The sequence below is a fragment of the Enterobacter quasihormaechei genome, assembly GCF_004331385.1.
Classification (GTDB): Bacteria; Pseudomonadota; Gammaproteobacteria; order Enterobacterales; family Enterobacteriaceae; genus Enterobacter; species Enterobacter quasihormaechei.
Window position 1 is genome coordinate 437086 of record NZ_SJON01000001.1, and the last position, 14298, is coordinate 451383.

At 58.8% G+C, this 14298-nt stretch carries 13 protein-coding genes; 9 read left to right on the top strand and 4 right to left on the bottom strand.

The features are described from left to right. Positions 1-32 precede the first annotated feature (32 nt). Genes modA through modC form a run of 3 tightly spaced genes read left to right on the top strand, consistent with a single transcriptional unit; the run spans position 33 to position 2556 of the window. Entirely contained in the window at positions 33-809 is a 777-nt protein-coding gene (gene modA / locus E0L16_RS02115; RefSeq protein ID WP_131636202.1) for a molybdate ABC transporter substrate-binding protein, read from the top strand. Continuing rightward, entirely contained in the window at positions 806-1498 is a 693-nt protein-coding gene (modB, locus tag E0L16_RS02120) for a molybdate ABC transporter permease subunit (protein ID WP_063866136.1), read from the top strand. The genes modA and modB overlap by 4 nt, the downstream gene beginning before the upstream one ends. After that, positions 1498-2556: a molybdenum ABC transporter ATP-binding protein ModC gene (gene modC, locus E0L16_RS02125; RefSeq protein ID WP_112792583.1), complete on the top strand. Its 1059-nt coding sequence runs from the start codon at positions 1498-1500 to the stop codon at positions 2554-2556. The genes modB and modC overlap by 1 nt, the downstream gene beginning before the upstream one ends. On the opposite strand, the gene E0L16_RS02130 is transcribed toward modC, so the two are convergent. Continuing rightward, positions 2557-3375, bottom strand: a complete 819-nt coding sequence (locus E0L16_RS02130; protein ID WP_131636203.1) for a pyridoxal phosphatase — start codon at positions 3373-3375, stop codon at positions 2557-2559. A 120-nt stretch (positions 3376-3495) separates the two neighbouring features. Between E0L16_RS02130 and pgl the strand changes: the two genes are divergently transcribed. Then, positions 3496-4491, top strand: a complete 996-nt coding sequence (gene pgl / locus E0L16_RS02135) for a 6-phosphogluconolactonase (RefSeq protein ID WP_063449318.1) — start codon at positions 3496-3498, stop codon at positions 4489-4491. A 90-nt stretch (positions 4492-4581) separates the two neighbouring features. Here pgl and E0L16_RS02140 read toward each other — a convergent pair whose 3' ends face one another. Further along, complete coding sequence (locus tag E0L16_RS02140) at positions 4582-5865, bottom strand: putative acyl-CoA thioester hydrolase (protein WP_131636204.1); 1284 nt, start codon at positions 5863-5865, stop codon at positions 4582-4584. A 223-nt stretch (positions 5866-6088) separates the two neighbouring features. Between E0L16_RS02140 and hutI the strand changes: the two genes are divergently transcribed. From hutI to hutH, 5 genes are all read left to right on the top strand, one after another. Next, on the top strand, positions 6089-7312 hold the full coding sequence (gene hutI / locus E0L16_RS02145; RefSeq protein ID WP_063449316.1) for an imidazolonepropionase: 1224 nt from the start codon (positions 6089-6091) through the stop codon (positions 7310-7312). After that, positions 7309-8247 carry a formimidoylglutamase gene (gene hutG / locus E0L16_RS02150; RefSeq protein WP_131636205.1) on the top strand — a complete coding sequence of 313 codons (939 nt, stop codon included), beginning with the start codon at positions 7309-7311 and terminating at the stop codon, positions 8245-8247. The genes hutI and hutG overlap by 4 nt, the downstream gene beginning before the upstream one ends. A gap of 18 nt (positions 8248-8265) precedes the next feature. Then, positions 8266-9000 (top strand): histidine utilization repressor, encoded by a 735-nt coding sequence (locus E0L16_RS02155; protein WP_131636206.1) that lies wholly within the window; start codon positions 8266-8268, stop codon positions 8998-9000. A gap of 127 nt (positions 9001-9127) precedes the next feature. Continuing rightward, positions 9128-10816, top strand: coding sequence for a urocanate hydratase (gene hutU, locus E0L16_RS02160; protein WP_131636207.1), 1689 nt, complete (start codon positions 9128-9130; stop codon positions 10814-10816). Continuing rightward, a complete protein-coding gene (hutH, locus tag E0L16_RS02165; protein WP_131636208.1) occupies positions 10813-12333 on the top strand; it encodes a histidine ammonia-lyase in 1521 nt (506 codons plus the stop codon). The genes hutU and hutH overlap by 4 nt, the downstream gene beginning before the upstream one ends. An 84-nt stretch (positions 12334-12417) precedes the next feature. Here hutH and E0L16_RS02170 read toward each other — a convergent pair whose 3' ends face one another. Together E0L16_RS02170 and bioA are read right to left on the bottom strand one after the other, a co-directional pair. Beyond that, a complete protein-coding gene (locus E0L16_RS02170) occupies positions 12418-12894 on the bottom strand; it encodes a kinase inhibitor (RefSeq protein WP_131636209.1) in 477 nt (158 codons plus the stop codon). A 47-nt stretch (positions 12895-12941) separates the two neighbouring features. After that, positions 12942-14231, bottom strand: coding sequence for an adenosylmethionine--8-amino-7-oxononanoate transaminase (gene bioA / locus E0L16_RS02175; protein ID WP_427854516.1), 1290 nt, complete (start codon positions 14229-14231; stop codon positions 12942-12944). Positions 14232-14298 lie beyond the last annotated feature (67 nt).

Here is a 14298-nt window from a genome sequence, read left to right on the forward strand (position 1 = left end):
TTTGTATATAACGAAACGCAAAGGAGCTTCAAATGGCACGTTCATGGGTACGCCTTTTCGCAGGGGCAACGCTGACACTCTCACTCACCGGCCACGCGCTGGCGGATGAAGGAAAAATCACGGTCTTTGCGGCGGCGTCGCTGACTAACGCGATGCAGGTTATTGCTGCGGAATACAAAAAAGAGAAAAACGTCGAGGTTGTCTCGTCATTTGCCTCCTCTTCCACGCTGGCCCGCCAGATCGAAGCGGGGGCGCCTGCGGATCTGTTCATCTCTGCCGATCAGAAATGGATGGATTATGCGGTGGACAAAAAGTCTGTTGAAACGGCTACCCGCGAAACGCTGCTGGGCAATAGCCTGGTGGTGGTCGCGCCCGCAAACAGCAAGCAGGGCGACATTGCCATTAACAAACAGACGGACTGGACCCGTCTGCTGAACGGTGGCCGTCTGGCGGTGGGCGATCCGGAGCATGTTCCTGCCGGAATTTATGCGAAGGAAGCGCTGCAAAAGCTGGGCGCATGGGAGACCTTATCGCCTAAGCTGGCACCCGCAGAAGATGTGCGTGGCGCGCTGGCGCTGGTGGAGCGTAACGAAGCCCCGCTCGGGATTGTTTACGGCTCCGATGCCGTCGCCAGTAAAGGCGTGAAGGTAGTGGGTACCTTCCCGGAAGACTCGCATAAGAAAGTGGAATATCCTGTTGCGATAGTTGATGGACATAAAAATGCGACCGTGACGGCCTTCGTTGACTACCTGAAGGGGCCGGAAGCGTCCGCTATCTTTAAACGTTACGGATTTACGACTCACGAATGATATTGACCGAACCTGAATGGCAAGCCGTGCTGCTGAGCCTGAAAGTCTCTTCCCTGGCGGTTGCGCTGAGTTTGCCCTTTGGGGTGTTCTTTGCCTGGTTACTGGTTCGCGTGAAGTTTCCAGGCAAAGCCCTGCTCGACAGTGTTCTTCATCTTCCGCTCGTCTTGCCGCCTGTGGTGGTCGGCTATCTGCTGCTGATCTCCATGGGGCGACGCGGCGTTATCGGCGAATGGTTGTACGACTGGTTTGGCCTGACCTTTGCTTTCAGCTGGCGCGGCGCGGTGCTTGCCGCGGCGGTGATGTCCTTCCCGCTGATGGTGCGCGCAATTCGTCTGGCACTGGAAGCGGTGGATATCCGGCTGGAACAGGCCGCCCGCACGCTGGGCGCAGGCCGCTGGCGGGTATTTCTGACCATCACCCTGCCGCTCACGTTACCGGGCATTATCGTCGGTACGGTGCTGGCCTTCGCCCGCTCGCTGGGCGAGTTTGGTGCGACTATTACTTTTGTATCAAACATTCCGGGCGAGACGCGGACCATCCCGTCGGCGATGTATACCCTGATTCAGACGCCGGGCGGCGAAGGTGCGGCGGCCCGTCTGTGTATTATTTCGATTGTGCTCGCCCTGGTCTCGCTGCTGGTGTCGGAGTGGCTGGCGCGCCTCAGCCGTGAACGGATGGGGAAACCGTGATGCTGGAACTCAACTTTACGCAAACCCTGGGCAACCACACCCTGACGCTGAACGAAACGCTGCCTGCCAGCGGTATCACCGCGATTTTTGGCGTTTCCGGGGCGGGAAAAACGTCGCTGATAAATGCGATTAGCGGCCTGACGCGCCCCCAATCTGGCCGCATTGTGCTAAATAACCGCGTCTTAAACGACGCGGAAAAGAAGGTTTGCCTGTCACCGGACAAGCGCCGCATCGGCTATGTATTTCAGGATGCGCGCCTCTTTCCGCACTACAGCGTGCGCGGTAACCTGCGCTACGGCATGGCAAAAAGCATGGCCGGACAGTTCGATAAGCTGGTGGCGCTGCTGGGTATCGAATCGCTGCTGGATCGTCTGCCGTCTTCGCTGTCGGGGGGCGAAAAACAGCGCGTGGCGATTGGCCGCGCCCTGTTAACCGCGCCGGAACTGCTGCTGCTGGATGAGCCGCTGGCCTCGCTGGATATTCCGCGCAAGCGCGAGCTGCTGCCGTACCTGCAACGTCTGGCGCGGGAAATCAACGTGCCCATGCTGTACGTCAGCCATTCGCTGGATGAGATCTTACATCTGGCCGATAAAGTGCTGGTGCTGGAAGCGGGGAGGGTGAAGGCCTTCGGTAATCTCGAAGAGGTGTGGGGCAGCAGCGTTATGCACCCGTGGCTGCCAAAGGAGCAGCAGAGCAGCATTCTGAAGGTGAGCGTACTGGAGCACCATCCGCACTATGCGATGACCGCCCTGGCGCTGGGCGATCAGCATCTGTGGGTTAACAAAATCGACACGCCGATTCAGTCGACGTTACGTATCCGCATTCAGGCGTCAGATGTCTCACTGGTCCTGCAACCGCCGCTGCAAACCAGTATCCGCAATGTGTTGCGCGCAAAAGTGGCGCAGTGTTTTGATGATAACGGCCAGGTAGAAGTGCAGCTGGAAGTGGGCAGCAGAACGCTGTGGGCGCGCATCAGCCCGTGGGCCAGGGATGAGTTAGGCATCAGGCCTGGCCTGTGGCTTTACGCGCAAATCAAGAGCGTCTCCATCACCGCCTGATTACAGCAGGTGGGTGTAGATAAACTGCGCGATGCTGTCGGTGGTGTTATCGCCAATTACTACGTCAGCACGCGCTTTCACCGCGTCATCGGCGTTGCCCATCGCCACGCCCGTGCCGGCGGCTTCCAGCATGCTGATGTCGTTATAGTTATCGCCAAAGGCAATCACGTCGCGCATCGATCCGCCCTGAGATTCAACGAACTGGGTCAGACGTTTGCCTTTGCTGTTGCCTTTGCGGGCGATATCCACCTGATCGTGCCAGGACCATTCACATTCCAGACCCAGCGTATGCTCGACATGCTTCGCGAAGGTATTGAGTTTGCTGGTGTCCTCATCGGTCAGGGCAAATTTCCAGATGGCCTCAACCTCTTCCGCCGCCCGGCGCAGGGAGGCAACCTGCGTGAACACCGGACGCTGCGCTTCCGGCAGGGACAGAGCCCAGTTGCTGGTGCGGATCACATGACCGGTAGGGCGTTCATACAGCATGGCGTTATCCACATACATCAGGCCGTGAATTGCGCGCTCATCCAGTAAATCAATTAATTGCAGCGCCTGAGAAACAGGAAGCGGATCGGAGGTTAAAACCTTTTTTGCCTGATAATCATACAAATAGGTGCCATTACAGCAAATTGCAGGTGTATCTAAGCCCAGTGCCTGATAAAAAGGATGAATGGCAACGTGATGTCGACCCGTTACGATGAGGAGTTGATACCCCGCTTCCTGGGCTCGTTTGAGGGCTTCAAGGGAAGAGGGGAGCAGGGTTTTCTGCGGGGTAAGCAGTGTTCCGTCTAAATCCAGTGCAATCACTCGCGAGGTCATTTTTTCTTCCGGGTTAACGTTGAATTTAAGGTCTGTCGGGATGGTACACCGAGAGCGGAACCCTGCAAAATCCCGGACTACAATTCAGCATTCACCGTTAAAAAATAATCAGGAGTATTCATGAAACAAACCGTTTATACCGCCAGTCCTGAAAGTCAGCAGATCCATGTCTGGCGTTTGAATACAGAAGGTTCGCTTACGCTGGTTCAGGTTGTTGATGTGCCAGGCCAGGTTCAGCCGATGGTCGTCAGCCCGGATAAACGTTTTCTTTATGTCGGCGTGCGCCCGGAATTCCGCGTGCTGGCCTACCGCATCTCCCCGGATGATGGCGCCCTGACCTATACCGCAGAAGCCCCCCTGCCGGGCAGCCCGACCCATATTTCTACCGACCACAAAGGCAACTTTATCTTCAGCGGCTCCTACAATGCAGGCTGCGTGAGCGTTACCCGCCTGGAAGACGGTATTCCCGTTGAAACCGTCGATGTGGTCGAAGGGCTCGAAGGATGCCACTCCGCCAACATCTCGCCGGATAACCGTACGCTGTGGGTGCCCGCGCTCAAGCAGGATCGCATCTGCCTGTTTACCCTGAGCGATGACGGCCATCTGGTCGCGCAAAGCCCGGCGGAAGTCACCACCGTGGAAGGGGCAGGCCCGCGCCACATGGTCTTCCACCCGAATCAGCAGTATGCCTATGTCGTTAACGAGCTGAACAGCTCGGTAGATGTATGGGAACTGAAAGATCCTAACGGGCAGATTGAGTGCGTACAGACGCTGGATATGATGCCATCTGACTTCTCCGACACGCGTTGGGCGGCAGACATTCATATCACGCCGGATGGCCGTCACCTGTATGCCTGCGATCGTACCTCCAGCCTGATCACCGTGTTCAGCGTCTCAGAAGACGGCAGCGTCCTGGCAGTTGAAGGCTTCCAGCCGACAGAAACCCAGCCGCGCGGCTTTAACGTCGACCACAGCGGCAAATACCTGATTGCGGCGGGGCAGAAATCCCACCACATCGCGCTGTATGAAATCACAGGCGTGCAGGGGCTGCTGGAAGAGAAAGGCCGCTATGCGGTCGGACAAGGTCCAATGTGGGTTGTGATTAACGCGCACTGATCCGCAGACGAAAAAAAACCTCGCACATGCGAGGTTTTTTTATGTCTGGAGTAGGCCGGGTAAGGCGAAGCCGCCACCCGGCAAAACAGCTTACTGCTTCGGCTCAGCAACCACTTTACTGCCCAGACCGCGGTTGTTGTATTCCCACATGCGGTTGAAGTTAGCGTCGTTCAGGTTGCGCTGCACGTTCTCTTTATCATCCACCGTGCCCGTGTTGCCGGAGAATGGACGTTTCGAGATCGCCGCATCCGCCCACGGTTTCGCCATGTTAAATCCTTCATTAATCATGCTGTCGCGGATCACGACCTGGCCATTGGTGGCAGAGTCTACGTCCAGAGAGCGACCAAGCTGGGCAACGCCATCGCCAGCCGCAGTAAAGCGGCTATTCACGGCCAGGAAACCATAGAACAGGTTGGACTGCGTGGCCGGTGCGAACACGTAACCTTCCTGCTGAGTGCGAGAATTCACCACGCGGAAATCGGTGTTCTCAAACACCACCGCACCGCGGCCAGAGACCATATCCACGTCGCCTTCAACGTAGCTGTTGGTCACCAGAGTACGCGTCAGACGGTTGTTCTGAAGGGTGTTCTGCACGCCGCTGTTGGTCACGAAGAAGGTGTTCTGGCGGCCCAGAATATTGACGTTGTTAATCTGTACCTTGTCGCCATCGCTGCGCAGCGCCACGGCCTGGTGATTACCCGCGTCAACGCTATCCCCCAGGGTGTTCTGAATGGTCAGGTTCTGCAATTGCAGGCCGTTGTTCTGTGACCAGAATACCGCAGAGCACATCACGCCAATGGTGGCGGCACGCTTGCTCTGGCAGTTATCAAACATATACCACGCCGGTTTACCTGGCATGTATTTACCGGCCGGGTTCACCAGATGACGCCAGGTGGTGCTGTCGATTTCGGAATCAATCGCCAGGCCAATTTTCACGTCGACCGCTTTTTCACCCAGGCCGTAAAGCGTAATGCTTCCCGGCGCGGCAGGAACGTAAACGGTTCCTTCGTATTCACCCGGCAGGATGGCAATGTACTGACGAGATGCGCTGTGCTTGGTGATGGCAGCATCAACGGCTGCCTGAATGGAGGTGTGCGTCACGCCCTGCGCCCCGGCCGGACCCACGACGAAGTCTGGCTGTTTCGGCAGATTAATAGAAGAAGGCGTCCACGGGGCTGCATTAGGATCCATCGCCGAGAAGTAGTGCGCACGGGTGAAGTTCTTCGCTTCATCCGCTGACAGGATCGGACGGGAAGCGGTGCCCGGAGCAACCTGCTCAGAAGGTTGCTGATCCGGTGGAGTTGAACTGCAAGCGGATAAAGTCACGCCAAAGGCAAGTGCCAACGCCAGACGGGAAATCCTGGATATAGTCAAGGTAATGCTCCTGGGTATGCAAGTCTTATCTGGATAGACGAAATAGCCTGCTTTTTTATACTAAGTTGAGCGAAACGGGAAGATAAAAAGGGCAAAAGTTGCATTTTTGCCCTGAGGTGACGGGAAAGTCATCACAAATAAATAACATTTTCCCACAAGGCGGTTGACAGCAGGCGACAGATGAAAATAAATGTCTATACAACCCATGACAAGTGGAAGGCACATGCAGCAGCTTCATCCCGACGATGTGATATGGCGAAATGCGCGACTGGCAACCCTGGCCGCAGGCGAGCCGGAACCTTATGGCCTGAAGGCGCATCATGCCCTCGTCGTGCGCGGCCAGACGATCCTGGCCGTTATCCCTGATTCAGAGGTTCCCTCCGGGCATTCCCAGTGTGTCGATCTCCATGGACGTCTGGTGACACCCGGCCTGATTGACTGCCACACCCATCTGGTGTTCGGCGGCGATCGCGCAGCGGAATGGGAGCAACGGCTTAACGGCGTGTCGTATCAGCGTATCAGCGAGCAGGGCGGCGGCATTAACGCCACGGTCACGGCCACCCGCAATAGTTCGCCGGAAACGCTGCTGACCGTGGCACAGCAGCGGCTCCAGCGGTTGATGAATGAAGGCGTAACGACCGTTGAAATCAAATCGGGATACGGACTGAATGCCGAAGCCGAAGAGAAAATGCTGCGGGTTGCCCGCCAGCTCAGCCTGAACAATCAGGTCGATATCAGCCCGACGCTGCTGGCCGCGCACGCCGTCCCCGCGGAGTACCGACAGGATCCGGATGCGTATCTGACGCTGGTCTGTGAGCAGATCGTGCCCGCGCTGTGGCAAAAAGAGTTGTTTGAAGCGGTGGACGTGTTTTGTGAAAACGTCGGCTTTACGCCGGCGCAAACCGAGCGCCTGTTCCGGGCCGCCACCGCGCTCGGTATTCCGGTAAAAGGGCATGTGGAGCAACTGTCGAATCTGGGCGGTGCGGCGCTGGTCAGCCAGTATAAAGGGCTGTCGGCCGATCATATTGAGTATCTCGATGACGCGGGTATTCAGGCAATGGCGCAAAGCGGTACGGTGGCGGTATTGCTCCCCGGCGCGTTCTATTTTCTTCAGGAACGCCAGCGTCCACCGGTGGCGCAGCTCAGAAAGCAGGGTGTGCCGATGGCCGTCGCCACCGACTACAACCCGGGCACCAGTCCGTTTGCCAGCCTGCATCTGGCGATGAACATGGCCTGCGTCCAGTTTGGCCTCACGCCGGAAGAGGCCTGGGCTGGCGTGACGCGCCATGCGGCGCAGGCGTTAGGACGTGGTGAGACGCACGGGCAGTTAAGGGCGGGTTATGTGGCTGATTTCGTGGTCTGGGAGGCGGACCATCCGGTTGAGATGGTTTATGAGCCGGGGCGGAATCCTTTATATCAACGCGTGTTTCGGGGGCAGGTAGCATGAAATTGTGGCATCCCGTTTCCCCTCAGGTGTGGCAGGGACGTGACGACAGCGCCGAGTCCAGCACCGCAAAACGTCTCTTCCAGACCATACAGCAGCGCGAACGCTTTTCACCCGTACCGTCGGGCATCGCCCTGATGGGCTTTGAATGTGATGAAGGCGTAAAGCGTAACCAGGGCAGGCCCGGCGCTGCACGGGCGCCCGATGCGTTGCGCGGCGCGCTGGCGAATATGGCAAGCCATCAGGGACATGCGCGTCTCGTGGATATGGGCTCCATTTACGTTGAGGGCAATGATCTGGAGGCGGCGCAGCAGGCGCTGAGCGAGGCCATAACCACGTGCCAGCAATCCGGGATGCGTACTCTTGTTTTCGGCGGTGGACATGAAACCGCCTGGGCGCACGGGCGCGGCGTGCTGGACGCTTTTCCGCAGGATCGCGTTGCGGTGATTAACCTGGATGCGCACCTTGATTTGCGCAAGGCCGAGCGGGCCACCTCCGGCACGCCGTTCCGCCAGCTGGCGCAGTACTGCGCGTCGCAGTCGCGGGACTTTCTCTACGCCTGCCTGGGGGTCAGCCGCGCGGCGAATACTCAGGCGCTGTGGGAGGAAGCCGGGCGGCTGAACGTTACGCTGGTTGAAGATATTGATTTTCGCCGCGACGCGTTATCCGCACTGGATAGCGTGCTTGCGCAGGCAGATCGGGTTTATCTTACCGTTGACCTCGATGTGCTGCCCGCCGCAGAAATGCCCGCCGTGTCGGCCCCTGCGGCGTTGGGGATCCCGGCGCTGGATCTGTTACCGGTGATTGAGCGTATCTGCCGAAGCGGTAAACTACAGGCGGCGGATCTGGTGGAATATAATCCGCACTACGACCGGGACGGTCAGAGGGCGAAGCTTGCTGCCCGACTGGCCTGGCAAATTGCTCACTGGTGGGCATAACACATTACAGGAGTCAGCATGTTTTCACGCTCACCGCAGCAACCCTCCAGCCCACCCGCACCTTTTTATGAGAAGGTGAAAAAGGCGATCAGCGAAAAAATTGCTGCCGGCGTCTGGCGTCCGCACGATCGTATTCCCTCCGAAGCCGAACTGGTCGCACAGTTTGGCTTTAGCCGGATGACCATCAACCGGGCGCTGCGGGAACTTACCGATGAGGGATTGCTGGTGCGTTTGCAGGGCGTCGGGACCTTCGTGGCCGAGCCCAAAGGGCAGTCGGCGCTGTTTGAAATCCGCAGCATTGCCGATGAAATTGCCGCCCGTAACCATCAGCACCACTGCGAGGTGCTGGTGCTTGAAGAGACGCAGGCCAGTGCCGAGCAGGCCATTGAGCTGAACGTTAAAGAGGGCACGCGAATTTTTCATTCGGTGATGGTGCATTATGAGAACGACATTCCTGTCCAGATTGAGGATCGCTGCGTCAACGCGGAGCGGATACCGGACTACCTGAACCAGGATTACACCCAAACCACGCCGCACGCGTATCTCTCGCTCGTCGCCCCGCTGACGGAAGGGGAGCATATCGTGGAGGCCGTGCGCGCGACCCCGCAAGAGTGCGAGCTGTTGCGCATTAAAGAGCACGATCCCTGCCTGCTGATCCGCCGTCGAACCTGGTCGTCCACGTACATTGTGTCGCATGCGAAGCTGCTGTTCCCGGGGGATCGCTACCGGTTACAGGGCCATTTTATGTCATAAGTTTTATAAGCGTGATCGCTAACGCAATATAGCAAAATTGTATCTTTTTTGTTAAATCCGGCCTTGTGTGTGCTTGTCTATACAAGTATATCTAAATGCATCACCTGTCCCGAATGAGGAACACACAATGTCGTCAGATAAATACCGCAAGCAGGATGTCCGCGCCCCGCGCGGCACCACGCTCACCGCAAAAAGCTGGCTCACCGAAGCACCGCTGCGCATGTTGATGAACAACCTCGATCCTGAGGTGGCTGAAAATCCCCACGAGCTGGTGGTCTACGGCGGTATTGGCCGCGCCGCGCGCAACTGGGCGTGCTATGACGCCATTGTCGACTCTTTGACGAATCTCGAAAACGACGAAACGCTGCTGGTGCAATCCGGCAAGCCGGTCGGCGTATTCAAAACCCATAAAAATGCGCCACGGGTGCTGATAGCCAACTCCAACCTGGTGCCGCACTGGGCGACGTGGGAGCACTTTAACGAGCTGGACGCGAAAGGGCTGGCCATGTACGGCCAGATGACCGCCGGTAGCTGGATCTACATCGGCAGCCAGGGGATTGTGCAGGGCACCTATGAAACCTTCGTGGAAGCGGGTCGCCAGCACTACAGCGGCTCGCTGAAAGGCCGCTGGGTGCTTACCGCCGGACTGGGCGGCATGGGCGGTGCCCAGCCGCTGGCCGCCACGCTGGCGGGCGCGTGCTCGCTAAATATTGAGTGCCAGCAGAGCCGTATCGATTTCCGTCTGCGTACCCGTTACGTCGATGAACAGGCCGACAACCTCGATGACGCACTGGCGCGCATCAAACGCTACACCGCCGAAGGAAAAGCGGTGTCGGTTGCCCTGTGCGGCAATGCGGCGGATATTCTTCCTGAACTGGTCGCGCGCGGCGTGCGTCCGGACCTGGTTACGGACCAGACCAGCGCCCACGATCCGCTCCACGGCTATCTACCAAAAGGCTGGACGTGGGAAGACTACCAGCAAAAAGCGGAAACCGATCCTGAAGGCACGGTGCTGGCGGCGAAGCGTTCGATGGCGGAACACGTCTCCGCGATGCTGGCCTTCAGCCAGATGGGTATTCCAACCTTTGATTACGGGAATAACATCCGCCAGATGGCGAAAGAGATGGGTGTGAATAACGCCTTTGACTTCCCGGGCTTCGTGCCCGCCTATATTCGTCCGCTGTTCTGTCGCGGCATCGGGCCGTTCCGCTGGGTTGCCCTGTCCGGCGACCCGGAAGATATCTACAAAACCGATGCCAAAGTGAAGGAAATTGTTGCCGACGACGAACACCTGCACCGCTGGCTGGATATGGCGCGCGAGCGCATTAATTTCCAGGGCTTACCGGCGCGTATCTGCTGGGTCGGGCTGGAGTGGCGGCAAAAACTCGGCCTGGCCTTTAACGAAATGGTGCGCAGCGGTGAGGTCTCCGCGCCGATTGTTATTGGTCGCGATCACCTGGACTCCGGCTCCGTCGCCAGTCCGAACCGTGAAACCGAAGCCATGCGCGACGGCTCGGATGCGGTTTCCGACTGGCCGCTGCTGAATGCTTTACTGAATACCGCCAGCGGTGCGACCTGGGTGTCGCTGCACCACGGCGGCGGCGTCGGGATGGGCTTCTCCCAGCACTCGGGGATGGTTATTGTCTGTGACGGTACCGACGAAGCGGCGGCGCGTATTGCCCGCGTACTGCATAACGACCCGGCAACCGGCGTGATGCGCCATGCGGATGCGGGTTACGAGATTGCCATTGATTGTGCCAAAGAGCAGGGTCTGAACCTGCCGATGATCCACGCCACACAAGGAAAGCCTGCATGAACGCCTTAACACTGACTCCCGGCTCTCTGACGCTCAAACAGCTGCGTAACGTCTGGCGTAAGCCGGTCACCCTTTCGCTGGATGAAAGCGCCCACGCAGCAATAAACGACAGCGTCGCCTGCGTAGAAGCGATTGTTGCCGAAGGACGCACCGCCTACGGCATCAATACCGGGTTTGGCCTGCTGGCGCAGACCCGCATCGCTACCCACGATCTGGAGAATCTACAGCGCTCGCTGGTGCTGTCGCACGCGGCGGGGGTTGGCCAGCCGCTGGATGATGAGATTGTCCGCCTGATGATGGTATTGAAAATCAATAGCCTGGCGCGCGGTTTTTCCGGCATTCGCCTGAGTGTGATCCAGGCGCTGATGGCGCTGGTCAATGCGGAAGTTTACCCGTGGATCCCGGCGAAAGGTTCCGTCGGCGCCTCCGGCGATCTGGCGCCGCTGGCGCATATGTCGCTGCTGCTGCTGGGTGAAGGCAAAGCGCGCTGGCAGGGCGCGTGGCTGCCTGCGAAAGAGGCGCTGGCAAAAGCTGGCTTAACCCCAATCACCCTCGCGGCAAAAGAGGGGCTGGCGCTGCTTAACGGCACCCAGGCGTCGACGGCCTTTGCGCTGCGCGGCCTGTTTGAAGCGGAAGATCTGTTCGCCTCCGCGGTGGTCTGCGGTGCGCTGACCACCGAGGCGGTGCTCGGCTCACGTCGTCCGTTTGACGCGCGTATTCACGCGGTACGCGGCCAGCGCGGGCAGATTGACGCCGCGGCGATGTACCGCCACGTGCTTACCGACACGAGTGAGATTGCGGATTCACACCATAACTGTGAGAAGGTGCAGGATCCGTATTCCCTGCGCTGTCAGCCGCAGGTGATGGGCGCATGCCTGACGCAGCTGCGCCAGGCGGCAGAGGTGCTGCTGGTGGAGGCCAATGCGGTCTCCGACAACCCGCTGGTGTTTGCTCAGGAAAATGAGGTGGTTTCCGGCGGCAACTTCCACGCCGAGCCGGTGGCAATGGCGGCGGATAATATCGCGCTGGCGATTGCCGAAGTGGGCGCGTTGTCCGAACGTCGCATCGCGCTGATGATGGATAAACATATGTCCCAGCTGCCGCCGTTCCTGGTGCGCAACGGCGGGGTGAACTCGGGCTTTATGATCGCCCAGGTGACCGCCGCGGCGCTGGCAAGCGAGAACAAAGCGCTGTCGCATCCGCACAGCGTGGATAGCCTGCCAACCTCCGCGAACCAGGAAGATCACGTATCGATGGCCCCGGCTGCCGGGCGTCGACTGTGGGAGATGGCCTCCAACACCCGTGGCGTGCTGGCAGTAGAATGGCTGGCGGCGTGTCAGGGTATCGATCTGCGCGAAGGGCTTAAATCCAGTCCGCTGCTGGAGCAGGCGCGTCATACGCTGCGCGAGCACGTTACGCACTACGATGATGACCGCTTCTTTGCGCCGGATATTGATAAGGCGATGCAGCTTCTGGAAGAAGGAACCCTTGCAGGACTGCTACCTTCCGTGCTGTGATTTTTTGCCCGGTGGCGCTGCGCTTACCGGGCCTGCGAATGCGAAATATAGGCCGGGTAAGGCGTAGCAGCCACCCGGCTTTTTTTATGAATACATCGCCGTGATCGACGCGCTGCCCAGCGTATGGAAATGGACGTTGAAACCGACCATCGCGCCGCTTGCCTCTTCGTCGACCTCAATCTTGTCCACGTCCAGCGCGTGCACCGTGAAGATATAGCGGTGGGTTTCCCCTTTTGGCGGCGCCGCGCCGCCGTAGCCCGCTTTACCAAAGTCCGTGCGCGTCTGTATGGCGCCGTTTGGCAGGGCGACCAGGTCGGAGCCCGACCCCTGCGGCAGCACGCGCGTATCCGCAGGCAGGTTTGCCACCACCCAGTGCCACCAGCCGGAGCCGGTCGGGGCGTCCGGATCGTAGCAGGTCACCACAAAGCTTTTGGTTCCCGGCGGCACGTCGTCCCACGCCAGATGGGGAGAGATGTTATCCCCCTGATAGCCCATCCCGTTAAACACGTGACGTTCCGGCAGCTTTTCACCGTCGCGCAAATCTTTACTGATGATTTTCATCCGATTTCCCTCGTTACTGACTCATTCAGAAAGTGTAACGCATGGGGCTAAATCGTGAAATGCGCTGGCATGTGAACGGCTTTGACCACTGCGTCGGTCAGCTTGCGTAACTGCTCCGGAGAAATGGTGTACGGCGGCATGAGGTAAATCAGCTTGCCGAAGGGCCGCACCCACACGCCCTGGTCAACGAAGAAGCGCTGCAATGCGGCCATGTTTACCGGATGCGTTGTCTCGATCACGCCGATGGCGCCCAGCACGCGGACGTCCGCAACGTATTCCGCATTCGCCGCCGCGCTCAGCTGCTGCTTCAGCTGCGCCTCAATCGCCGCCACCTGCGCCTGCCACTCGCCGCTTTCCAGAATGGCGAGGCTTTCGCTTGCCACGGCGCAGGCCAGCGGGTTGCCCATAAACGTCGGGCCGTGCATAAAGCAGCCCGCGTCGCCGTCGCTAATGGTGTCGGCAACATGCCGGGTAGTGAGCGTGGCGGAGAGCGTCATGGTGCCGCCGGTCAGCGCTTTACCCAGGCACAAAATATCCGGTGCGATCCCCGCATATTCGCAGGCGAAAAGCTTCCCGGTGCGGCCAAAGCCGGTGGCAATCTCATCGGCAATCAGCAGAATACCTTCGCGGTCGCACATCTTGCGAATGCGCTTCAGCCATTCGGGATGGTACATCCGCATTCCGCCCGCGCCCTGCACAATCGGTTCGAGAATAACGGCGGCAATTTCATGGCGATGGGCCGCCATCAGCCGCGCGAAGCATACCATGTCCCTCTCGTCCCATTCGCCGTCAAAGCGGCTTTGCGGAGCTGGTGCAAACAGGTTTTCCGGCAGATAGCCTTTCCACAGGCTGTGCATGGAATTGTCCGGATCGCACACCGACATCGCCCCGAAGGTGTCGCCGTGATAGCCGTTGCGGAAGGTGAGAAACCGCTGGCGCGTTTCGCCCTTCGCATGCCAGTACTGCAACGCCATTTTCATCGCCACCTCCACGGCTACCGAGCCGGAATCTGCAAGGAACACGCACTCCAGCGCGTTGGGGGTCATTGCGACCAGGCGGCGACACAGATCGACCGCAGGCTGATGGGTGATCCCGCCAAACATCACGTGTGACATCCGGTCAATCTGCGCCTTCATCGCCGCGTTCAGCCGCGGGTGGTTGTAGCCATGGATCGCCGCCCACCAGGAGGACATTCCGTCAACCAGCCGCTCGCCGCTGGCGAGATGCAGCTCGCAGCCGTGGGCAGAGGCCACCGGATAGACGGGAAGGGGGCGGGTCGTGGAGGTGTAAGGGTGCCAGATATGCTGCTTGTCGAAGGCGAGATCGTCCTGGGTCATAATCGACTTGTAAACCATTCTGAAAAGTTTTAGGTTTACAAGTATAAACCGAACCGACAATTAACAA